Source organism: Rhodococcus globerulus NBRC 14531 (genome assembly GCF_001894805.1).
Lineage (GTDB): Bacteria > Actinomycetota > Actinomycetes > Mycobacteriales > Mycobacteriaceae > Rhodococcus_F > Rhodococcus_F globerula.
In genome coordinates, this window is record NZ_BCWX01000003.1 from 86194 (window position 1) to 107442 (window position 21249).

General features: G+C 61.0%; 21 protein-coding genes. 8 read left to right on the forward strand and 13 right to left on the reverse strand.

Annotated elements, in window-relative coordinates; all coding sequences use genetic code 11:
• Positions 1 to 99 precede the first annotated feature (99 nt).
• On the reverse strand, positions 100 to 1146 hold the full coding sequence (locus tag RG2_RS32615; RefSeq protein WP_072782585.1) for a transglycosylase family protein: 1047 nt from the start codon (positions 1144 to 1146) through the stop codon (positions 100 to 102).
• 400 nt (positions 1147 to 1546) lie between these two features.
• Between RG2_RS32615 and RG2_RS31825 the strand changes: the two genes are divergently transcribed.
• A complete protein-coding gene (locus RG2_RS31825; RefSeq protein ID WP_155276679.1) occupies positions 1547 to 1687 on the forward strand; it encodes a hypothetical protein in 141 nt (46 codons plus the stop codon).
• 476 nt (positions 1688 to 2163) lie between these two features.
• Here the strand turns inward: RG2_RS31825 and RG2_RS15625 are convergent, their stop codons facing one another.
• Together RG2_RS15625 and RG2_RS15630 are read right to left on the reverse strand one after the other, a co-directional pair.
• Positions 2164 to 2892, reverse strand: a complete 729-nt coding sequence (locus RG2_RS15625; protein ID WP_033232447.1) for an acetoacetate decarboxylase family protein — start codon at positions 2890 to 2892, stop codon at positions 2164 to 2166.
• A complete protein-coding gene (locus tag RG2_RS15630) occupies positions 2889 to 3728 on the reverse strand; it encodes an SDR family oxidoreductase (RefSeq protein ID WP_080711657.1) in 840 nt (279 codons plus the stop codon). The genes RG2_RS15625 and RG2_RS15630 overlap by 4 nt, the downstream gene beginning before the upstream one ends.
• Positions 3729 to 3863: 135 nt before the next feature.
• Here RG2_RS15630 and RG2_RS15635 point away from each other — a divergent pair, with 135 nt between their 5' ends.
• Positions 3864 to 5069, forward strand: coding sequence for a cytochrome P450 (locus tag RG2_RS15635; RefSeq protein ID WP_033232444.1), 1206 nt, complete (start codon positions 3864 to 3866; stop codon positions 5067 to 5069).
• Here RG2_RS15635 and RG2_RS15640 read toward each other — a convergent pair.
• Both RG2_RS15640 and RG2_RS15645 read right to left on the reverse strand, forming a co-directional pair.
• A complete protein-coding gene (locus RG2_RS15640; RefSeq protein WP_033232441.1) occupies positions 5058 to 5492 on the reverse strand; it encodes a cupin domain-containing protein in 435 nt (144 codons plus the stop codon). The genes RG2_RS15635 and RG2_RS15640 overlap by 12 nt on opposite strands.
• A 186-nt stretch (positions 5493 to 5678) precedes the next feature.
• Positions 5679 to 6203 carry a hypothetical protein gene (locus tag RG2_RS15645; RefSeq protein ID WP_033232439.1) on the reverse strand — a complete coding sequence of 175 codons (525 nt, stop codon included), beginning with the start codon at positions 6201 to 6203 and terminating at the stop codon, positions 5679 to 5681.
• Between the two features lie 273 nt (positions 6204 to 6476).
• Between RG2_RS15645 and RG2_RS15650 the strand changes: the two genes are divergently transcribed.
• The 3 genes from RG2_RS15650 to RG2_RS15660 all read left to right on the forward strand — a co-directional run bounded on the left by RG2_RS15650 (position 6477) and on the right by RG2_RS15660 (position 8051).
• On the forward strand, positions 6477 to 7103 hold the full coding sequence (locus RG2_RS15650) for a hypothetical protein (RefSeq protein WP_051730361.1): 627 nt from the start codon (positions 6477 to 6479) through the stop codon (positions 7101 to 7103).
• A 129-nt stretch (positions 7104 to 7232) separates the two neighbouring features.
• Positions 7233 to 7502, forward strand: coding sequence for a DUF4235 domain-containing protein (locus RG2_RS15655; protein WP_033232437.1), 270 nt, complete (start codon positions 7233 to 7235; stop codon positions 7500 to 7502).
• 45 nt (positions 7503 to 7547) lie between these two features.
• Entirely contained in the window at positions 7548 to 8051 is a 504-nt protein-coding gene (locus RG2_RS15660; protein WP_080711651.1) for a TspO/MBR family protein, read from the forward strand.
• A gap of 334 nt (positions 8052 to 8385) precedes the next feature.
• Here RG2_RS15660 and RG2_RS15665 read toward each other — a convergent pair whose 3' ends face one another.
• The 4 genes from RG2_RS15665 to RG2_RS15680 all read right to left on the reverse strand — a co-directional run bounded on the left by RG2_RS15665 (position 8386) and on the right by RG2_RS15680 (position 12675).
• Positions 8386 to 9486 (reverse strand): PQQ-dependent sugar dehydrogenase, encoded by a 1101-nt coding sequence (locus RG2_RS15665; protein WP_033232436.1) that lies wholly within the window; start codon positions 9484 to 9486, stop codon positions 8386 to 8388.
• A gap of 205 nt (positions 9487 to 9691) precedes the next feature.
• A complete protein-coding gene (locus tag RG2_RS15670; RefSeq protein ID WP_033232434.1) occupies positions 9692 to 10204 on the reverse strand; it encodes a cyclophilin-like fold protein in 513 nt (170 codons plus the stop codon).
• Between the two features lie 109 nt (positions 10205 to 10313).
• Positions 10314 to 11357, reverse strand: a complete 1044-nt coding sequence (locus RG2_RS15675) for an NAD(P)-dependent alcohol dehydrogenase (protein WP_033232433.1) — start codon at positions 11355 to 11357, stop codon at positions 10314 to 10316.
• A 46-nt stretch (positions 11358 to 11403) separates the two neighbouring features.
• Entirely contained in the window at positions 11404 to 12675 is a 1272-nt protein-coding gene (locus RG2_RS15680; protein WP_218020268.1) for an MFS transporter, read from the reverse strand.
• 163 nt (positions 12676 to 12838) lie between these two features.
• On the opposite strand from RG2_RS15680, the gene RG2_RS15685 reads away from it, so the two are divergent.
• Entirely contained in the window at positions 12839 to 13735 is an 897-nt protein-coding gene (locus RG2_RS15685; protein WP_033232431.1) for a helix-turn-helix transcriptional regulator, read from the forward strand.
• 138 nt (positions 13736 to 13873) lie between these two features.
• Positions 13874 to 14230, forward strand: a complete 357-nt coding sequence (locus tag RG2_RS15690; RefSeq protein WP_033232429.1) for an SRPBCC family protein — start codon at positions 13874 to 13876, stop codon at positions 14228 to 14230.
• A gap of 2 nt (positions 14231 to 14232) precedes the next feature.
• Here the strand turns inward: RG2_RS15690 and RG2_RS15695 are convergent, their stop codons facing one another.
• From RG2_RS15695 to RG2_RS15710, 4 genes are all read right to left on the reverse strand, one after another.
• A complete protein-coding gene (locus RG2_RS15695; protein WP_033232660.1) occupies positions 14233 to 15315 on the reverse strand; it encodes an ABC transporter substrate-binding protein in 1083 nt (360 codons plus the stop codon).
• 78 nt (positions 15316 to 15393) lie between these two features.
• The gene (locus tag RG2_RS15700; protein ID WP_033232428.1) at positions 15394 to 16191 is read right to left on the reverse strand and encodes an ABC transporter permease; all 798 of its coding nucleotides are present in this window, start codon (positions 16189 to 16191) and stop codon (positions 15394 to 15396) included.
• Complete coding sequence (locus RG2_RS15705; RefSeq protein WP_033232426.1) at positions 16188 to 17018, reverse strand: ABC transporter permease; 831 nt, start codon at positions 17016 to 17018, stop codon at positions 16188 to 16190. The genes RG2_RS15700 and RG2_RS15705 overlap by 4 nt, the downstream gene beginning before the upstream one ends.
• Entirely contained in the window at positions 17015 to 17848 is an 834-nt protein-coding gene (locus RG2_RS15710) for an ABC transporter ATP-binding protein (protein ID WP_080711649.1), read from the reverse strand. Before RG2_RS15710 ends, RG2_RS15705 begins: the two co-directional genes overlap by 4 nt.
• Before the next feature lie 122 nt (positions 17849 to 17970).
• On the opposite strand from RG2_RS15710, the gene recC reads away from it, so the two are divergent.
• Entirely contained in the window at positions 17971 to 21249 is a 3279-nt protein-coding gene (recC, locus tag RG2_RS15715) for an exodeoxyribonuclease V subunit gamma (protein ID WP_033232424.1), read from the forward strand.

Sequence of the window (21249 nt, forward strand, 5' to 3'; positions counted from 1 at the left end):
CCCACTTCACCTGAGCGAACGTACCTTTCGGCGCATCCAAGGCGGCGAAAGGTACGTTCGCTCAGTCGGGCATGAGCCCGCAGCAACTGACTTCCAGCATCAGAACTTGATCAGATCGCCCACGAAGATCTGGTCGGGATCGGTGATCCACGCATTCATGGCCCACACCTCTTGCCAATTCTTCCCTCTTACCGAAGCGAGGTCGAACAGCGTATCGCCTTCGGACACGGTCACCGTGTCGTCGACTGCCGACGTGGCCGGCTCTGGTGCCGGAGCATTCAACGCGGGTGCGAACGTCGGTCCGGGAGTGACGCTAGCCCCGGTATCGCACGCGCCTGTCGACTTCAGGAAGGCGACGGGATCGACGGCGCCGCCGCTGTGAATGCGCAGATGCAGATGCGGGCCGGTCGAGCTGCCGGTATTGCCCGTGGCACCGATTTGGTCGCCGGCCTCGACGTGAGCGCCTTCACCGACCCACGTTTCGGAGAGGTGGCCCATCTGGATCTGCTCGCCGGTATCGGCTTCGAGCTGGATGTAGGTTCCGTATCCGCCGGGGTCATATGGTCCGGCAACCGAGATCGTGCCCGAGGTCGGGGCATGGAGGACCGTTCCGACGTTGACCGCGAAGTCCGCTCCATCGTGTCCGGCGTGGAACCCCTGCGAGAGCACCCCATCGACGGGCCATTCCCAGCTGCAGCTGTTACCAGCATGAAGAGGGGCTACGTGGATGGCTTCTTCGGCAGAAGGCAGTGTCGATGAGATCACGTTGGCTGAACCAGGGGTGACTCCACCCCAGCCGAGGTGTGTGCCACATACCGGCCACGCACCGATGCCCTGAGCGTCGAGTGTTGCCTCTGCTGCTGCGACTTGATCCGCGACCGACGCCATGTCAGCACGGGCCGGTGCACCGGCTGGCTTGTGGGCATCCCACGTCGACTGCGTGAACTGCAGTCCGCCGTAGAACCCGTTGCCCGTGTTGATGCTCCAGTTTCCGGAACTCTCGCACATGGCCACTTGCGACCAGTCGTGTGCGCTGGCTACGCCCGTGTTTGCGAAGGTGCCGATGGCTGTCAGAGCCCCTGCTCCGGCAGCGAGTGTGATGAATCGTGTGGCGTGAGAACGATGGTGTTTCCTGTGTTTTCCCATGATCTTTTCCTTGATCGGTGTCGGCAATCTCGCGGCACGCAGCGGTGATCAACTGCTGAGCAGCGTGGTGTACGAGATCGCCCATGCTGGAAGGCGATTGAAGATGAGTTGACAACAAGTGCGCCAACAGTTCTCGCTATCCGAGGACAATTATTTGCATTGACCGAATTGGTCAGGCCAATTTCTTTGTTACAGAGCGCCTCTCGAGTGAAGAGAGAGCGTGCTGATAGTTCCTTCCGGTTTCATGGTCACGATTTGTGAGTCACGCCTAGGTTGTTGCCTCGCCCACATGCGTACAACGGCCCAATTACCCGGTGGCATACCTATTTCGCGGATTACGCCAATTTTTGACAAGTCGAACCAAGCCGACCGGTACCACGTTTTTCAGGGCAACTGGTCGATGAACTCCACGTTGGCCGATTGGGTGGCCTTGCTGGTATTGCCGGGTATTCAACTGTGCCAGAAGGATTCTGGGTGGACCATCATGTCCTGGGAAAGTCAGCAGCGGGTCTGGCGCGATCGGGCTGAGGAAACGGACTGACCGAGTTGCCACTGGTTCATGGCGCAGAAACTATTGATCTCTCACGCGGGATTATTGTCTTCGGCCAGTTCAGGGGCGGGTGAGAAATCATTTTCGTAGTGCGAGCGGCGTCGCTTGGCGGGGTAGGTCTACGGCAAAGCTACACGTCAAACAGGTTGGACCCTCGGCATTGATTGCGAAGGTAGTGACGCGCGACGACCCGAAAACAGGTACCCGAATGGGTCATTCGACCCGTGTGAGGAGAAACGCCGGATGCCAGAGTGGAGCACACGGATTCACCCGAAGCTGTTCCACAATAGAAAACTTGCGACACGCCTTGCGCTCCCAGTGATCGATTGGCGCAACCCTTGTGAGGGATCTGTGTCGCACCCTGAGGGTCGCAGTCTGCGCCCGGGGATGAGCCCTCCTGCGGAGCCCGACAAAGGTGGCACCGCAGGAGGGCATTCAAACGCGTTCGCGCAATGAGGCAGACGCCGTCAGATGGTTGTCGCCTCACCGAATGTCATGGCGAGGTTGGTGATCGTGGTTGTCATCAAAGCTCGTTTCGGCAGGCCGAGGCGTCGTAGTTCGGCGGCCATCGGGTGGGTGCCAAGCTGGAGCTCCGCACCACCCGGGCGAGATTTGACGCCGGTGGGAGCCATGTCCCACGACGTACAGCGGGTGATGCCGTCGAGATGTGAATATGCGGCAAGTGACATGTTTGCTCCCGAACCGGGAACGCTCACTCCGGGCTTCACGCTCAACTGCGCGATGAGTTTGCCGTCGTGAGATACCGAACCGCGTTTGACGGATCCGACATGCTCGGTATCGAACTCCGCCATCACCTTCGGGAATCCCCAGATCTCACGGCCGGCGGCCTTGGTGAACTCGCCGTCGACGGGCAGTTCATGGATGAGGGCGCCCGCTGTGCCGGACGTGAGCGCACGAAGGTCGCCCAGCACCGAAATTTCCGGTGGGGCGGTATGGCTTCGCACCATGTATGTCACGCCGAATTCGTTGTACGGTCCCAGATCTCCGTCCACGTAGTCGACAAATACCAATCCGCACAGTGCGCGCCCCGGGCGGAATTGCAGAACGGTCAGTCCGGTGTGGTTGATGATCGACTGGGCAGTAACACTCGGAACGGAGAACATCGCCATGAACGCGGAGGCGGTACGGACTTCTACGGGCATCTCGACGGTCTTGCCCAGGATGGTATAGCTCATGCCACCACCCCGCGGAGTCCGTCGGCGCCGTACACGGATTCGAGCATCGAGCGGAAATCCGGTCCGCGACGCAGCATTTGACCGCCGTCGACGTTGATGATCTGTCCGGTGATCCACGTGGAGTCCGGTCCGAGGAGGAATGTCGCGAGTGCTGCGATGTCCTCCACTTCGCCGACACGTGCGAGGGGAGTGTTGGCCATGTAGTCGTCGAGAATCGGTCCACCGTCGGTGATGAGCGCGACCAGATCGGTCCGGGTGAGGCCGGGACGAATCGCATTGACTCGAATATTGCTGGCACCCAGTTCATCTGCCGCCAACTGTACGAGATGGTCGACGCCGGATTTCGACACGCCGTACGCTCCGAACCATCGATGTGTGTTGCTGCTCGCGATCGACGAGATCGCCACGATGGAACCACCGCCTCCGGAGACGAGGGCACGTGCGCCGTGCTTGATCGTCAGCATCGTGCCGGTCACGTTGAGGTCTACCGTGCGGCGCCACGCATCGACGTCGAGTTGGGTCACCGGGGCGATGGTTTCGTTGCCACCGGCGCAGGCAACAACGCCGTCGAGTGTTCCCGTTGCCTCGACCGCGGATGCGACTGCAGCGATGACCTCGGCTTCGACGGTTATGTCGGTGGGTACAGCAGTGACGGAGGCGGACCCGTTGCGGGCACGAATCGAGTTGGCCGCAACATCGAGTTTGTCCTTGTTTCGTCCGCAGATCGTGACGTGGGCACCGGCTCCGGCGAGCGCACCGGCAATGCCGAATCCGATGCCGCTTCCGCCGCCGGTCACAAGTACCGATCTGCCTGCAAAGGCGGTGTTGTCGCCCATGTCCATCTCCCGGTTGTCGTCTGCGCGGTGTACACGGATCGAGGTGGGCCGAAGAACTTCGGCAATAACGCCCCGAGCTCTATAGGAACAGGTTCTACTTGTTGAGGCAAGGGTTTCTCGAGAGAGGACGGCGAGATGGCGAATCGGCCGAACTTCGACCTGATCGACGGGCGCTTCTATTCCGGTGATCTCGGCGATGTGCGCGACGCATACGCGTGGATGCGTGAGCACGAACCCGTGTACCGAGACAGCGCGAACGGCATCACCGCCGCTGCAAGCTACGCCGCCGTCATCGCGGCCGAGCGAGACCCTGCGTTGTTCTCCAATGCCGGCGGCATCAGACCCGAAACCGGTCCGCTTCCGCAGATGATCGACATGGACGATCCAGAGCACCTCACGCGTCGACGCCTCGTCAATGCCGGATTCACCAAAAGGAAGGTCGAAGCAAAACGCGATCGGATTCGACAGATCTGTGACCAGTTGATCGATGCTGTCTGTGAGAGCGGGGAAGCGGACTTCGTGGCCGATCTTGCCGCGCCGTTGCCGATGGCGGTCATCGGCGACATGCTCGGTGTGCGTCCGCAAGAACGTGCGGTGTTCCTGCGGTGGTCGGACGATTTGGTGAAAGCGCTGGGTAGTAACGCTTCCCCAGAGCAACTTCAGGCGATGATGGCGGCGTACGTCGATTTCACCGAGTACATGACCCGGACGATCAGGGAGCGTCGGTCAGCCCCAGCAGACGACTTGATCAGCACGTTGATTCACAGCGAGATCGACGGAGAGGCGCTGTCGGACCAGGAAATTGTCAACGAGTCGTTGTTGATTCTGATCGGCGGCGACGAAACAACGCGCCACGTGCTCAGCGGAGGGATGGAACAACTATTGCGCCACCCAAATCAGTACCGAACGCTGGCCGCCGACCCGGAGATGATTCCGTTGGCGATGGAAGAGATGCTGCGATGGTCGTCGCCGATCAAGAACATGGCCCGCACACTTACCCGCGACACGGATTTTTTCGGTGCGCGTCTGAAAGCGGGAGAGAAGATGCTGCTGCTCTTCGAGTCGGCGAACTTCGACGACGCTGTGTTCGTGGATGCGCCGCAGTTCGATATCGGTCGGACACCGAACCCACACGTCGCGTTCGGGTTCGGCACGCATTTCTGCTTGGGTAATCAGCTGGCGAGGCTGGAAGGAACGATCATGTTCGAGCAGCTTTTCCAGCGTTTACCGGGGATGGAACTGGCGACGGACGCACCACTACCGCGTCGCGCCGCCAACTTCGTGTCCGGCATCGAATCGATGCCGATACGATTCCCGCTCGCCAATCTGCTACCCGGGTAGTTGGCAGTTGGGCGCTGCCGCGTCCTCGGACAAGGGACTGCCCGTGGGGTTGACGTAAACGACAAGGAGAACCAGGGGAGTGGTCTGCGAATTGTTGCCGATGTGAACGTGATCCGATCCGCTCGGTTCGATGAGGGTGTTACCGGTCTGATAGAAGCCGTCGACCGAGCAATCGGATCGGTAGTGGCTCAAGGTGCCGCCGGCAACGGCGGCGTACAGAACACCGTCGTGGAAGTGCCAGCCGGTGGATCCACCCGGGTCGACAGTGATTTTGCGCAGCACATAGTCCTTGTCGCCGAACGTCACCTGCCCGAGGATTTCGCCGTGCACTCCGGTGCTCGGTGTCGCCGACGCGACGGTGGGAGTCACCGCAAGACCGCAAGCTGCAGTCAGAGCAAGTAGAACTCGATGTCGTATACGCATGAGCAGGCCTCTCGAATGGGTGTGCTCATGAGTGTCCCCCGGCAATGCTTGAATTGTCGGATATTAGGGACTGTGGTTGTAAACAGTCAGGAGTATTACGCGGACAACGCAGTTGGTACGTGAAGTTCTGTTTCGGCAAACCCGTTCCTCGTCCGGAACGTTGCCTCCGAGGTGATGTCCGTGGTGTTACCCGTGCTCGGTGTGGGACTTTTCCGAGTCGGGACGATTGAACGCATCAGTTGCGGCACGGTGGTGCAGATCCGTCACCGTGGAAATCTGCTTTGATACCAGTGCATTGAGTTCGCGATGCTGGTCCTCGGTCTCGCCGGCCGGGATATCGCGCAGAACTTCCCACATCGCACTTTTTCCGCAGAGCGCGGTTCGCATGACTTCCAGGGCAGCTAGTTTCACGAGACGACGCTGCCACAGTGCATCGATGTGAACCAGTTTTCTCAGCCGATTCAATCCCGCATCGATCACCGGATAGCGAGGTAGCGAAATTTCCTGAGTGTCTTCGATCAGTTGCAATAACTGTCCGATTTCGTACTCCAATTCGTTCGGCAGCGAATCCAGCCGTCCCTCCGCCCACGATCCGTAGGAGTCGACGAGCGATCTCGCGAGCTGTAGACCCAACATTGCACCACAGAGGTGTGTGACCAGGTAGGCCGTGGCGATGTGTTCCTCGGATGATCGAGATTGATTTCCGAACATGTTCGCCCTTCCTTGATGCTGTGTGCAGTGTTTTCCTTCGCGAGATGCTCGCGATCAGCTGAACGCGGTGGCGCCGATTTATGCGTGGAGCACGGCATATGTGGGATTGTGCTTGCTGATTCTTCGTTTGCCGACAGTGGCTTCAGGGTATTCCGAGAGTGGTGATCGCGGTAGAGCAACTAGCCGTGTGTATCCGTCGATACTACAGTCGCGCGCGACTTGTCGGGACTTGATCGAGCGGCCCCTGGTTCGCGCACGACAAGGAGTGGAATCATGTTTCGTCAGAATGCATCTCGGCACGAGAGGCATGAATCGTCTGCAGGCGATGCAGCCCCGGCAAATGACTACGCAGCCTCTGATCGCGCGGCGGTGCCGGTTCGAGAAACAACGCCTGGTCGGATGTGGGTGCCTCGCACCCGTGGTGCTGTCAGTGGCCTGGCCCTGATTCTGCTTGGACTCTGGGGAGCGTTGATACCGTTTGTGGGTCCGTACTTCTCGTTTTCTTTCACGCCGGATGAGGCGTGGACCTGGACTTCCGCTCGGGGTTGGCTCGAAGTGTTGCCGGGTGCAGTGACCGTGGTTGGCGGGATCCTGCTCTTGTTCAGCGCCAACCGCGCCGTCGCCGGCTTCGGCGCGTGGCTCGGTGTTGTCGGCGGCGCATGGTTCATCGTCGGACCGGTGCTGGCGCCCGTGCTGCACATCGGAGACCCTGGAAGCCCGACAGCAACCCGGCCCGGATTTCAGGCATTGCAACAGTTGGCGTTCTTCGAAGGCCTCGGTGCGGTGATCCTGTTTTTCGGCGCGGTCGCTGTCGGGCGTCTTTCCCTGCGAAGTCATCGAGACGTGCGACGCGCGCAGCGACTCGCAGATACGCACGTTGCAGATACACCAGCCCCATGACGGCGAACTTCGACGGCATCATGAAGGCATGATGCCGTCCACCCATTTCTTGCCGTTTGCCTGTCCCAGGCGAAGCTGAATCTGCTTGTCGAACATAGTCATCAGTGGAAGTGGATCGATCATCCCGCCATGGAGCACGCTCAGCGAATTGCTGCCACTCCACTTTCGCTCGCAACGAGTGTTCTCGGCGGAATCGCCGCCGGTGCTGTGTTTCAACAAGTTTGGAAGCGTGTCGCGCACGAGGGCGAAGCGCCTGACCCGCACGATCTGACCAGGTCAAGCAAGGAGGTTCTCATTTCCGCAGCACTGCAGGGAGCAATTTTTGCAGTGGTCAAAGCGGCAGTGGATCGCATCGGTGCAAAAGGCTACCGCGCACTCGCACATGAGAATCCGGTCTGACTTCGGCTTCACCGCGACCACACCGACGACGGTAGGGATAGATTGATGAGCGAACAGCTACTGAACCGGCTTCCGAAGAATTTGGCGAGGACCGGAGCGTTTACCACCCTCACGGCTCTCGTCGGGTCTGCGGCCGGCCGTAGCCCCGAAAAAACATCGTGGTTCAGGAACTTGCGCAAGCCGGCATTTCAACCGCCGGCCGTTGTTTTTCCGGTCGTATGGACCGCCTTGTATGCCGATATTGCTGTCAGTTCCGCCATTGCACTTGATCGACTCCAAGAGGAGGGAGACCGTGCCGATGAACGAAGGTTGGCACTGGCACTACTGGCTAACCTCGCCGTCAATGCAGGCTGGAGTTGGGTCTTCTTTCGCTCACATCGACTCGCTGCTGCACCCGTCATCGCGGCAGCCCTAGCTGTCAGTAGTTCTGATCTGGCGATGCGAGTTGGGCGCGTCGACCGCTCTGCGGGCCTTGCACTGGTTCCGTATCCGCTGTGGTGCTCGTTCGCCACAGTCCTCTCTGCTGCAATCTGGAGAAACAATCGCTAAAAGTAGGATTGCGAGATGCACAAAGTTGCTAGTCGACGCCGGAGTGGAGCGAAATCGACTGCAACAGTTGTGGAATCGTAATGTGTCTCAGAAACCCGTCTCACCTTCTTCGGTGCCACCAGAGCGCCAGGATCACGTTTTCTACGTTGATCGGGACGGTGACGGCGCAGATGGTTGGGGATGCTTCTGATTCGCGGCGACAAGTCGTATGAAACACGAAGCGATTGCGCCGTACGACAGTGCTGATGCTCAAGATTTCAATCCAGATCCGTTGCTACGGAATCATTCTCGAACCGGTTGCGGGTGGGGTCAGGTTGCCGGCTGACGATGCCTCTTACCGCATGCTTGGATGCACACGGAGGATGCGGTCGTCCTCGGGACCCGGTTCGCCGCGGCCATCGGTGTTGTTGGTGATGAGCCACAGGTCCCCGTCCGGGGACTCGGCGACATCGCGGATGCGGCCGTACTCGCCGCTGAAATAGTCGGTCGAAGTGGCAGGGTGGGCGCTCGGGACAGCTCGCAGGACCTGACCGCGGAGATTGGCGATGAACAGTGTCCCTTCAATGTTGACCATGCCACTGGGGCTGGCCTCGCTGGGCTCCCACTGCTGTACGGGGTCGGTGAAACCGTCGGTGTCGGCGATGCCTTCGACAGTAGGCCACCCGTAGTTGCTGCCGGGGGTGATGATGTTCAGTTCGTCCCAGGTGTCTTGTCCGAATTCGGTGGCGAACATCGTTCCGTCGTCAGACCAGGCCAGACCCTGAGGGTTGCGGTGCCCGTAGCTGTAGGTGAGTGAGTCCGGGAACGGGTTGTCTTCGGGGACATCACCGTCGGGGGTCATCCGTAAAATCTTCCCGGCAAGGGAGGCTGGGTCCTGTGCGGTGCCGCGCTGTCCGGCATCACCTGTTGCGGCGTACAGCATTTCGTCGGGGCCGAACGCGATCCGTCCGCCGTCGTGCCATCCGGCGGCCGGGATCTGATCGATGATGGTCTGTGGTTCGCCGAGCGAGAGTGATCCGGCTGTTCCGGTCACGGAATACCGCTGGATGCGGTTTCCACTCGATGCTGTGGAATACACGTACAGCCGACTCTGATCGTCGACCGCCATACCCAGGAGACCACCTTCGCCGCTGCCGGTGACGCCTGTGACCGTTCCGATTTCGCGTGCGGTGCCGTCCTCTGCGAGTTCGAGGATTCGCGCGCTGTCGCGTTCGCTGACCAGGGGTGTGCCGTCGAGGAACACCACCGACCACGGGGCTTGCAGGTTTGTCGTGACGTGGGAGGGCACGGATGTCCCGAGAGACGGGTGCGCCGTTGAGTGAGAGGAAGTAGAGGTCGTCGCGGAGGGTATGGGCTGCGCGGTGCACGAGGCCAGGAGAGCGCCCACAGTGAGTCCTGCGGCGATAAATGTGTACCGGGATGATGTGCGGGTCATAGCTCTCCATGTTTGCCGCGGATTCGCGGTCGGTGTGGATGGTCAGGATGGGTGTCGCCGTCACGTTGTCGCCGCGAGGCGGGGGTCGATGTGTGCGGCAGAGTTGTTCGGATTCGTTTTCGAAATCAATAGTGGCGAAGTATCTCTCGGGGTTCAGCACATCTGGCAGCCTGTGCCCGTGGGCAGAAGTTTGTTGGCTCGGTATCTACTGCTGGTGGACCACTTCGGCGGTGACGTCTCCGCCCTCGAGGCGGCTCAGCTGCTCGACGGGTCCGTCGTAGGTGCCCAGGTGAATGGTCTGATCCGAGTAGCCGATGCCGTCGGTGTCGTAGTAGAAGCCGATATTCCCCCACGGTGCGTAATAGATGAGATCACCGTCCTCGGGGTCGGATCCAGGCGAGCGGTCTGTCTCCAGTTTTCGGGGCAGTTGGCTGATCTTTTCCCTTCCCGCGAATTCTTCGACTGACAATGTGAGTGGAAGCATCGAGAGGAAATCACGGGTTGTGGGATTGTCCGATTCGATCGTGACGTCGACTGCAGTTTCACCCGAGGTGAAGCGCACTACGGTTCCTTCGGCAGAACTGCTAGCAGAAGCGATGCCAGGTGGGAAGGTGGCGGAAATTGCCGACGTCGAGGAGGCGGGCCCCGCAGGGGTCGTGCATCCGGCGGCGGCGAACACGATTGCCGCTGATCCTGTGATGAGGAGCTTTCGTCGCATCGTTTTCCTTCTTCTCGGTTGCAGTTCACAGGTTCGGCCCGCAGTGAACGGGACCATCGCCTAGGTGTGGCCGAAGTTCTGCCCTCCGGCCACACCGGAAACGTGGGGTCTAGACGAGGGTCGCAGTATCGATGACGAACCGGTACCGAACATCGGAGGCAAGGACGCGTTCGTAGGCATCGTTGATCTGATCGGCGGCGATGAGTTCGGTTTCGGGAGCGATGCCGTGCTCGGCGCAGAAGTCGAGCATTTCCTGGGTCTCGCGGATGCCGCCGATCGCAGACCCGGCGAAGGAGCGTCGCCCCAGGATCAGCGAAAATACGTTCACCGGAAGCGGTTCCGGCGGTGCGCCGACGTTGACAAGGGAACCGTCGAGCGTCAGCAACTTCAGGTAGGAGCTGATATCGATTTGTGCGCTGACGGTGTTCACGATCAGATCGAAGGTGTCTGCGAGATCGAGGAACGTTGCCGGGTCACTGGTGGCGTAGTAGTGATCTGCACCTAGACGCAAGCCGTCGTCCTTCTTGCTCAGCGTCTGGGACAGGACGGTGACATCGGCCCCCAGCGCGTGTGCGATCTGGACGGCCATGTGGCCGAGTCCACCCATCCCCACGATGGCAACTTTCTTGCCGGGGCCGGCGCCCCAATGTTCGAGTGGTGAGTAGGTGGTGATGCCGGCGCACAGCAGTGGGGCGGCCGCTGCGAGGTCGATGCTCACCGGAACGCGAAGGACGAAGTCTTCGTCGACGACGACGTGGGTGGAGTACCCGCCCTGGGTGATCGTGCCGTCGCGGTCCACGCTGCCGTAGGTCGCGATGTTGCCTTCGCGGCAGTACTGCTCATCGCCGCCACGGCAGTTGACGCATTCGCGGCACGAGTTGACCATGCAGCCGACACCCACACGATCACCGACGGCGTGCTTGGTGACGGCGCAGCCCACTTCGGTGACGATGCCGGCGATTTCGTGGCCGGGGGCGAGGGGGTAGTTCTGGGGGCCCCAATCTCCGCGGACGGTGTGGATGTCCGAGTGGCAGATTCCGGCGTACTTGATTTCGATGAGCACGTCACTCGGGCCGACGTCGCGGCGTTCGATGTGTGTGCGGCGTAAGGGTTCGGTTGCAGACGGGGCGGCGTAGGCGGTGACGGTGTGCATGTTCTATCTCCTGGTGTGTGGTCAGTCGGATGAGTGTGACGGTGGGCTATCGGGCGGGGAATGCTGTGCGGCGGGCAGTGAATGCGATGGAGACGGCGATTGCGGTGAGCCCGATCATGAGGAAAGGCAGGGCCATTCCGTCGAAGGTGCTCACGAGTACGGCACCCAGGACTCCGGCCGCGAAGATGGCGACATTGAACGCGACCCCGAGCATGGAGTTGGCGATGTCTGCGTTCTCGCCGCTTGCTGCGCTGATGGCTGTTTGCAGCTGTGGCGCCGCGCCGCCGAAGGCGACTCCCCAGAGAACAACGGCGACGAGCACCGCAGCGGGCGAGTGGCTTCCGGCAACGAAAACTACACCTGCGGTGAGGAAGAGGAAGAGGCTGCCTAAAATCAGTGGCCGAGGGACACGGTCGATGAGGGCGCCGGTGATCGCGATGCCGATCAGTGCGGAAACCCCGAACACCATCAGAGCCACGTCTACGGAGATCGGCACATTCGCGGTCCGTAGATAGGTCGCGATGTAGGTGTAGAGCGTGTTGTGCGCGAGCATCCATGCAAAAATGACGACGAGTATGACGGTGACGCCGGGAATGGCAAACACCCGCACGAGGGGGACGCGTGATTCCGCAGGTTGCCCTGGGGCGTCGGGAACGATCGTCAGGGCGAGGACGGCGGTGACAATAGTCAATACGGAGATGACTCCGAAAGACCAGCGCCAGTCGAATGTTGTGCCCAGCCACGATCCGAAAGGCGTTCCTATGGCCAAGCCGAGGGGTGTGCCGATCGAGGCAATGGTGAGGGCTCGCCCGGCAAGTTCCGGGGCGGTGATGCGGCGTGCATATCCTGCGAGCATTCCCCACACCAGACCGGAGAAAGCGCCGGCTGCGAACCTCGCCGTCAACGTCGCCGCGATATCCGGGGAGAACACGGCGATGGTGTTGGCGATCAGGAATCCCAGGATGCCGACGAGGAACACAGGTTTGCGTCGCATGCCGCGGGTGAATGCTATGGCCGGGATGGTGAGGACCACGGTACCCAGAGCGTAGGCGCTGACCAGCTGTCCCGCGGTCCCTTCGGCGATGTTGAGGCCGCCCGCGATTTGCGGCAGGAGCCCGGCGGGCATCGTTTCGGTGGTGATGAGGATGAACCCCATGAGCGCCATGACGAGCAGTGCATGCAACGGTAGGCGGCCGTGTGGATACGACGAGTCCACGAGTCTGGCCGGCATCGATGTGGTTGGCTCGACGATACCGTCGTTGGAAGTGGATTGCGTTAGTACGCTTACGGTTTCGATCGACTCGGTGTCTGAATTCAAGGTGGGTTCGTTTCTTCCTTGTGGACGGCCGCTGAAAGTCGCAGGCGAGACCTTCGTCTCTCGATCACCAGCACACCACTCATTGCGCACAGGTGGGAGTCCCGGTTGGTGGGGGTACTACAAGGGACTCCCTCGACACCGGGACCTCGACTAGCGTCGACGTATGGACAATCGAGCGGAAGTCCGGGAATTCCTGACCTCACGTCGCGCCCTGGTCACTCCGGAACAGGTCGGACTCCCAGCGGGAACCAACCGGCGGGTCGAGGGGCTTCGCCGCAGTGAGGTCGCGACCCTGGCCGGGGTGAGCATCGAGTACTACACACGGATAGAACGCGGCGCAATCAGCGGCGCCTCACCCGAGGTGCTCGACAGTCTCGCCAAGGCACTGTGCCTTGATGATGCCGAGCGGGCGCATTTGTTCGATCTCGCCCATGCAGCAAGTCCCGTGGCCAGGCCCCCGCGGCGCCGCAATTCGAAGACGTGGCTGCCGCACCAGAGTCTGCAGTGGGCCCTCGACGCGATCACCGCCGGCCCGGCATTTGTCCGCAACGGACGCATGGACATCCTTGCCGGCAACATGCTTGCCCGCGCGTTCTACGGGGACGTCTACGACATGCCGGGCCAGCCGCCGAACATCGCCCGGTACACCTTCCTCGACGAGCGGGCACGAGACTTCTACCCCGACTGGGACCTCTTTGCCGAGGTGACGGTTGCCATCTTGCGCACCGAAGCCGCCCGCGACCCACACAACAAGGAACTTCACGACCTCATCGGCGAGCTCAGCACCCGTTGTGAAGACTTTCGTCGTCGGTGGAGTGCACACAATGTCCGACACCACGGCACCGGGTCAAAGACCTTCCACCACCCAGTTGTCGGTGAACTCACCCTGGCGTACGAGGGCCTCGAGATGGCGGCCGAACCCGGCCTGACACTGACCATCTACTCCGCAGAGCCGGGCTCCGGATCCGAACAAGCGCTGCGACTGCTCGCCTCATGGGCTGCCAGCGAATACGGGGCTCCGGTTCCCGCTTCGCCGGCAAAGGAATCCACCGGCCACTGACTCCGGGATGCACTTTGCTACATACCGGATCGCACACCGATAGTCGGTCAAGTCTGGGACAGAGCCGGCGACCTCGGTTCGCGCTGATCCCTGATTGACACGCCTCACGTCGGCTCCGGGCGTCAGTAGGATTGCGAGATGCACAAAGTTGCGAGTCGACGCCGGAGTCAGCCGCCGCCCGCGCGGTTCTTGTTCGAAGCTCTGATCGATCCGCATCGGGAGCCGGTTCGGCACTGGCTCGATTTGCGGGACAACGAGATTGAGCCGAGGATTATCGAGGCGGTTGAACCGGAGTTGGTGGTCTGGTCTTCGATCTGGCCCGACCGCCCCGATGCGATAATCCGTTTCGACATCGAGGCGGTCGGCAACAGTACGACACTGTGTTGGACGTTGTTAGTGGAGGATCCGGTCCCGACAGAGTCCGAGGTTGTCCGCTTGCGCAAACGGATCAACACACTGATCAACGCGAACCTGCGGTTCACCTTCGGTCAGTAGCGTCAGATGAGATCCGGGTTCTCGGCGTATACCTCCTCGAGGATCGACAGGTCGAACAGTTGATCTGCTGAGATCTCCAGTCCGGCTTTGGCCAATGCCGCGATGTTCTGTTCGATCAATGCCGGAGTCATCGTGAATAATCCGTTTGCCTTGGTGTCGGCCGAGACCACAAGATCGTTCTGTGCGGTCGCTTCCTTGGTCTGTTCCTCGAGCTCGAGGTTCTGGTCCTTGCCGTACACCTCGACTGCGAGGCGGGCGGATTCTGCGGGATCGGCGACAGCGTCGCGCCAGCCCTGGATTTCGGCCTTCAGGAAGGCTTTGAGCTTGTCTCGCTCGTTGTCGATGGTCGATTGTAGGACGGTGAACGATTCGGCTACGAGTGGCAGATTGTAGTCCGCGAACAGGAAGTGGGCGTTGGGAAAACCTTTTGCCGCCAGGGTGATCGGCTCGTTGGTGACGTAGGAGACCCAACCGTCTACTTCGCCGTTTGCCAGTGGGCTGGGGTCGAATTGAGCGGGCACTATGGTCATCTGACTTTCGGTGAGCCCGTTCGCGGCCAGGAGAGCGCCGAAGACCAGCTGATTGGAATCCTGGACACCGATCTTCTTGCCGATCATATCCTGCGGCGAATTAATCGGTGCTGCAGCGGAACTGACTATCGCAAACGGATTCTTCTGGAAGGTTGCGCCGACGATCTTCGCCTCGAGTCCGTCGAGAACAGCGGGAGCGGTGAGCTGCGGAGCTGACATGCCGATCCACACCTTGCCGGTGTCCAATCCGGCTTCGACACCGGTGCCGGCGGCGCCGCCCGCAACAAGTTCGACGTTCCCGAATCCGGCGTCCTTGTAGTAGCCCTTGTCGAGGGCGAAGTATTCACCGGCAAATTCGATGTTCTTGATCCAGGACAATTGCACTGCAACAGTTCCGAATTCGGATCCGTCGTCGGAAGTGCCACCGCTCGAGGCTGTGGAATCACTACTGCAGGCGAGCAATGACGCGCTGCCTGCCACAGCGATGCCGGTCAGTGCGGAGTAACGGAAGAAAGCTCGGCGGTCCACCTGGCGAACGGGCTTGAAAGGCGTCATGAACCGGAACACTAGGGGCAGTCGATTTCGTCGAGTTTGCTTGGCGGACACTATTTGTTGAGGTTGTGTTAACAGTTCTCACGCTTTGCCTGCCGAAGGACCGAAATGGGACAAGGCGAGGTTCTCGAAGATTCCGACAATGGCGTAAAGGATGATCGACACGACCGTGATCACCACGATGGACGCCCACAACTCGTTGTACTGGTAGCGCGGAATCGCCTTGATCATGCTCGATCCCAGGCCTTGACCGCTACCGAGCCACTCGCCGATCAGCGCTCCGATCAGTGCTCCGGGCACAGAGACGCGCGCGGCGGCGAACACTGCGGGAAGTGCCGAGGGAACCGACACCATTCGCAGTGCAGTCCAACGACTCCCGCCGTATGCGGCAATGAGGTCCTGAGCTTGCGTTGGCGCTGCCCTCAATCCGACCATGATCATGACCAGTGCGGGGAAGAATACGACGATGGCGACCATTACTGTGACGCCGACGATTCCGCGTCCGAAGATCAACACGATGATCGGGGTCATCGCGACGAGCGGCACGGACCGCAGCAGCATCGCTACCGGCATGAATGTCTGTTCTACGGTGCGGGATACGACAAAGATCGAGGCTACGACAATCGCGGCCGTCATTCCGACGGCAAATCCGACACCCGCATCGCGCAGGGTGATGAGCAGATTGTCGAGGATTCCGGCCCTCGCGTCAGCGGATTTCGGTCCGGAGAACAGGTATTCCCACACATCGGCCGGTGTTTTTCCCACGCGCGGTCCGACTTGGGGAAAGGCGTTGAGAAAGACGACCCAGATGACGAGTAGCAGTGCGGACGCAATGGCGATCGGAGCGAGGAATCTGAATGTTCCTCGTACCGCGGTCATTTCTGTGCTCCCGGAGCCGACGTCCACGGTGTCACGATCTTTGCGACCGCGGCAACGAGGGCGTATCCCAGGCCGGCGAGCAGAGCTGCGGCGATAGCCATTCCCCACGTCCGAGGGACGTTGTACGACGATTGTGCGGCCGTCAAGGCAACTCCGATTCCGCTGTCGACACCGCCGAGGTACTCACCGAGGATGGCGCCGAGGACAGCCGACGGCGCGGCAATCTTGAGAGCGGCAAATGTGCTCGGAAGTGCGCTCACCAGTTGTACTTTGGTGAACTTCTGCCAGCGCCCACCGCCGTATGCGGCGACCAGGTCGAGGCTCGCTTTGTCGGCGGATCGTAGGCCGGCGAGAGTTCCGACCATGGTTGTGAAGAAGCAGTACATCGCCGCCAGGAAGATCGTCGGGGTCCGTCCACCGAAGACCACCAGGATGATCGGGCCGAGGGCGAGCAGTGGTGTGCAGTAGCTGAGGATCGCAAGTTGAGTGGCGAGACTCTCGATCGGCGGGATGAGAACAACCAAGACTGCCAGGATGATCGCCAGCAAGTTTCCCCACAGGAAGCCTTGTAAGGCGCCGTAAGCGGTGACAGTGAAATTGGGGCCGTAGAGCGCCCAACCGTCGTCGAACATCGTCGAGATCACAACCCACGGTGTGGGGATCGTGCCGCCCGCAACGCCGGCAGCCGCGAGAATCCACCAGATTGCTATCAGCCCACAGATTCCGATGGCGCCGCCGAGCCAGGTGGGACGTGTGAAGCCCCGCCGCCTCGTCGGAATGGGTTCTGCAGCTGCGGTGGCAACATTTTCGATATCGGTAATTGTCATGCAACGCCTGCTTTTCCGAACAGGAGACCCGACAGGTAGTCGTGGATCGCGTGGAATTCGGGCGTACGCATCATCTCGGGGGTGCGCGGACGAGGGAGATCGATGGGAACAACTTCGAGGACACGTCCGGGCCGAGGACTCATGACGGCAACAACATCCGAGAGGAACACCGCCTCCGAGATGCCGTGAGTCACCATCAACGTTGTCGCCGGTTTCTCGGTCCAGATTCGAAGTAGTTCCATGTTGAGACGTTGGCGGGTCATGTCGTCGAGCGCACCGAATGGTTCGTCGAGGAGGAGGACACTCGGCTTGACGACAAGCGAGCGAGCGATCGAGACGCGTTGACGCATACCGCCCGAGAGTTGAGCGGGTTTTGCCTTCTCGAATCCTTCGAGGCCGACAAGAGCGATCAGATCGGCTATCAACTCCGGGTCCGGATCGATTCCGGCGACCTGGAGTGGCAGCTTGATGTTGGAAGTCACGGTCCGCCACGGGAGGAGAGCAGAATCCTGAAAGGCGATTCCGAGTTCCCGGCGTTTTGTCAGTTCGGCGGGCGTTTGCCCGTTGACCAGCGCAGTTCCCGCGCTCGGAGTGTCGAGTCCGGCGAGGATGCGCAGGACAGTGGACTTACCGCAGCCGGACGGCCCGAGCAGGGACAGGAAAGTTCCCTCGCTCGTCTGCAATGAGACGTCGGTCAATGCGGTCACCGACCGCCGTCCCATCGTGAAGGTCTTACCGAGGCCCGATATGTCGAGACCTGTTCCGAGAGGACGAGGTGTGGTGATGGGACTGGTCATTTCCGCACAGTACGAAGGTTCGATTGCAGGCATGTTGCCTGCTCGTCACTGCTGTGTGAGGGGCTTGCGGCCGCGGGTGCGAGTTCGTGTCGCACTCGCGTGGTGAGATGGACGCATCCGAGTTCAGGACATCGCGGGATCGAAAGGGGCGAGGGTTGCTGAAGTTGTATCGTGCCGAGCGCGCCGACACATTGGTCTGCGCTCTGTCCACTCTTCTCCGCTCGCCGTTGTCGGATCCGTTTGCCCGGGAGATAGTCGCTGTGCCGGCAAAAGGGGTGGAACGCTGGCTCAATCAGCAGCTTTCCTCACGATTGGGCACTGCGACGGAATCCTCGCAGGACGGCATCTCCGCGAACATCAGTTTTCCCTCTCCGGTTCGACTGGTCGACGACGTCCTCGCTACGGTGAGTGGTGTCGGCGCGGACAATGATCCGTGGGCGCCGACGCGCTTGGTGTGGACAGTTCTGGGTGCCATCGATGATTCCATTTCCGAACCGTGGTGCGGCGTGCTTGCCAAGCATCTCCGTGGACACGGGGTGGGGCGACGCTTTGCGTCGGCGTCGCATGTCACCGATCTGTTCTCCAGCTACGCGGCGCAGCGTCCCCAGATGCTGATCGAGTGGGCGTCCGGTCGGTTCACCGACGGCCACGGGTTACCGCTTGCCGCGGATTTCGAATGGCAAGCCAAGTTGTGGACGGTTGTCGCGGATCGAATCGACGTGGCAGGTCCGGCCGAGCGACTCATGTCGGTGTGCAGCAGGCTGAGTGATGACGCTACTGTTATTTCTCTACCGGAACGTATTTCGGTGTTCGGTCCCACCCGACTGCCAGTTGATCAGCGAATGATTCTCGAGGCCTTGGCGACCCATCGTGACGTGCACATCTGGCTGCCGCATCCAAGCCCCGCGCTGTGGGACGAGATGAGCTCCCAGTTGTCGTCGGGGGCGGTCACCACTCGCCGTTCGGACGACAACTCTGCGTTGATGTCGCCGAACCCGCTGTTGTCCAGCCTTGCCCGTGATGTTCGTGAAATGCAATCGAGTCTGGCAAACACCGATCTCACTTCGGAATATCTGCCTGCCACATCAGGTGCACCGACCCTTCTGGCGGCAATACAGGCGGACATCGTGGCCGATCGTGCCCCTTCGGGTGGAGTGAAACCCGATGGGAGCGTACAGGTTCACGCGTGTCACGGTGCGGCTCGTCAGGTCGAGGTCCTGCGAGAGTGCCTGTTGCGGTTGTTCGAAGACGATCCGACGCTCGAACCCCGCGATGTCCTGGTGATGTGCCCGGATGTCGAAACATATGCGCCCCTGGTGCGTGGCGCGTTCGGGCAGGGTGTTCAGGGACACCCCGGTCACCGCCTTCGCGTGCGCCTGGCGGATCGTGGTCTGCGTCAGACAAATCCGATGCTGGCTGTGCTGGGCACTCTGCTCGAACTGGCAGACGGCCGCGCCACGGCCAGCCAGGTTCTCGATCTTGCCACCAGTGTGCCGGTACGTACCCGATTCGCGTTCTCCGACGATGAATTGGAGCGTCTGCGCGAGTGGACCGGAGCGGCCGGGGCGCGATGGGGCATCGACATCAGGCAGCGGGCAACGTTCGGTCTGGCCGGTTTCAAGCAGAACACTTTCAACACTGCCGTCGACCGTATTTTGTTGGGTGCCAGTGCAGACGAGTCCGAAAACGCGTGGCTGGACCTTGCATTGCCCCTTGACGACGTCGAAAGCACAGACATCGACCTCAGCGGGCGCTTTGCCGAGTACATCGACAGGCTGGCGGTCTCGTTGCGTGACCTGGCGGGCCCGCATTCGCCGTCGGAGTGGCTTCGGGTGTTGCTCAGAGCGTTGGACCTTCTCACCGATGCGGCACCGGACGACGCCTGGCAGAGCGCGTCGGCCCAGCGCATTCTTGCGAGTGCGGTCGAGTTCGGTTCGGACACCACACTTCAACTCTCCGACATCCGTGCACTTCTTTCGAAGAGTCTGGCGGGGCGGCCGACTCGGGCCAATTTCCGTACTGGTGAATTAACCGTGTGCACCATGGTGCCGATGCGGTCTGTACCGCACCGGGTTGTTGTACTGCTCGGACTTGACGACGAGGTGTTTCCGCGCTCCGGCGGCGTCGACGGAGACGACATCCTGGCTCGCGATCCTGTTGTCGGGGAGCGGGATCTGCGTAGCGAAGACAGACAACTGCTGCTCGACGCGGTGATGTCGGCCGGTGAACACCTGCTGCTGCTGTACACCGGTGCAGATCCCGTGACCGGCGCATCCCGCCCACCGGCTATTCCGCTCAGCGGGTTGCTCGATGTCCTGAAGTTGGCGGTGAGGCCGAACGGCCTGGACCAGGTTGTGACCCGGCACCCGTTGCAGTCATTCGACAAACGGAATTTCGAGATGGAAAGACCGTTCAGCTTCGACGCCGCAGCGTTGGCAGGCGCCCGTGCCATCACCCAGGCGCCGGTCCCACTGCCGTCGATCCGCTCGGCGTCGTTGCCGTCGCTACCGCCACGCGACGTCAACCTCGCGGACCTGTCATCGTTCCTCACTCACCCGGCGCGGGGATTCCTGCGCCAGCGACTCGGTGTGCGGGTGCCGGAACTCGACGACGACATCGCCGATTCACTCGACGCGGAACTCGACGGGCTTGCGACGTGGGAGTTGGGAGATCGAATGCTCCTCTCTCGCTTGACCGGACGCAGTTCGGCGGACTTCCGGGCTGCCGAATGGCGGCGAGGCACGTTGCCGCCGTACAAACTGGGCAGCGCCGTGTTGGGCAACATCGAGTGGGTAGTGGATCAGTTGGCGTCACTCGCACTGCCACACATGGTCGGAGAAGCCGCTTCCGTCGATGTTGCAGTCGATCTTGGTGGAGGTAGACGGCTGAGCGGAACCGTGACGGGAGTGTACGGAAATTCGGTTGTGCGGGCGCAGTATTCGTCGTTGGCGCCCAAACATCGGGTGAGCGCGTGGGTCAGTTTGCTGGCGCTTGCCGCTGCCGGCGATCACGGGCAGGTCAATGCGATCACGGTGGGGCGCGGTGGAAATCAGCGCGCGGCAACACGTTCCGTTCTGTCCGCTCCCGAGAACCCGCTCGATATCCTTCTTCAGTTGGTCGATCTGCTCGATCGGGGCTTGCGCGGTCCGATTCCGATGTGGGTCAATACCACCGCCGAATACGCGAAAAGGCGCTTTGCCGGACAGTCGATCGACAATGCCATGAGCAGTGCCGAGGCCACATGGGGGCGGCAATTCAGCGACGGTGACGATCCCAGCAATGTCTACGTCTTCGGTGAATCCAGTTCCTTTGCCGACCTCGCCGCTACGGCGCCACTCGAGGACGAAGGTGTCTGGGCCGAGGAGCCAACCCGGTTCGGCGTCCTTGCCAACCGGTTGTGGTTGCCCGTGTTGCTCAACGAAAGTGCGGAGTAG

Excerpts from the sequence above, each read along its gene's own strand:
- RG2_RS15685 (WP_033232431.1), top strand. The coding sequence starts at position 12,839 with ATGGACAATCGAGCGGAAGTCCGGGAATTCCTGACCTCACGTCGCGCC.
- RG2_RS15705 (WP_033232426.1), bottom strand. The coding sequence starts at position 17,018 with ATGACAATTACCGATATCGAAAATGTTGCCACCGCAGCTGCAGAACCC.
- RG2_RS15625 (WP_033232447.1), bottom strand. The coding sequence starts at position 2,892 with ATGAGCTATACCATCCTGGGCAAGACCGTCGAGATGCCCGTAGAAGTC.
- RG2_RS15655 (WP_033232437.1), top strand. The coding sequence starts at position 7,233 with ATGGAGCACGCTCAGCGAATTGCTGCCACTCCACTTTCGCTCGCAACG.
- RG2_RS15675 (WP_033232433.1), bottom strand. The coding sequence starts at position 11,357 with ATGCACACCGTCACCGCCTACGCCGCCCCGTCTGCAACCGAACCCTTA.
- RG2_RS32615 (WP_072782585.1), bottom strand. The coding sequence starts at position 1,146 with ATGGGAAAACACAGGAAACACCATCGTTCTCACGCCACACGATTCATC.
- RG2_RS15665 (WP_033232436.1), bottom strand. The coding sequence starts at position 9,486 with ATGACCCGCACATCATCCCGGTACACATTTATCGCCGCAGGACTCACT.
- RG2_RS15670 (WP_033232434.1), bottom strand. The coding sequence starts at position 10,204 with ATGCGACGAAAGCTCCTCATCACAGGATCAGCGGCAATCGTGTTCGCC.
- RG2_RS15710 (WP_080711649.1), bottom strand. The coding sequence starts at position 17,848 with ATGCCTGCAATCGAACCTTCGTACTGTGCGGAAATGACCAGTCCCATC.
- RG2_RS15695 (WP_033232660.1), bottom strand. The coding sequence starts at position 15,315 with ATGACGCCTTTCAAGCCCGTTCGCCAGGTGGACCGCCGAGCTTTCTTC.
- RG2_RS15700 (WP_033232428.1), bottom strand. The coding sequence starts at position 16,191 with ATGACCGCGGTACGAGGAACATTCAGATTCCTCGCTCCGATCGCCATT.
- RG2_RS15690 (WP_033232429.1), top strand. The coding sequence starts at position 13,874 with ATGCACAAAGTTGCGAGTCGACGCCGGAGTCAGCCGCCGCCCGCGCGG.
- RG2_RS31825 (WP_155276679.1), top strand. The coding sequence starts at position 1,547 with ATGAACTCCACGTTGGCCGATTGGGTGGCCTTGCTGGTATTGCCGGGT.
- RG2_RS15635 (WP_033232444.1), top strand. The coding sequence starts at position 3,864 with ATGGCGAATCGGCCGAACTTCGACCTGATCGACGGGCGCTTCTATTCC.
- RG2_RS15630 (WP_080711657.1), bottom strand. The coding sequence starts at position 3,728 with ATGGGCGACAACACCGCCTTTGCAGGCAGATCGGTACTTGTGACCGGC.
- RG2_RS15660 (WP_080711651.1), top strand. The coding sequence starts at position 7,548 with ATGAGCGAACAGCTACTGAACCGGCTTCCGAAGAATTTGGCGAGGACC.
- RG2_RS15650 (WP_051730361.1), top strand. The coding sequence starts at position 6,477 with ATGTTTCGTCAGAATGCATCTCGGCACGAGAGGCATGAATCGTCTGCA.
- RG2_RS15645 (WP_033232439.1), bottom strand. The coding sequence starts at position 6,203 with ATGTTCGGAAATCAATCTCGATCATCCGAGGAACACATCGCCACGGCC.
- RG2_RS15640 (WP_033232441.1), bottom strand. The coding sequence starts at position 5,492 with ATGCGTATACGACATCGAGTTCTACTTGCTCTGACTGCAGCTTGCGGT.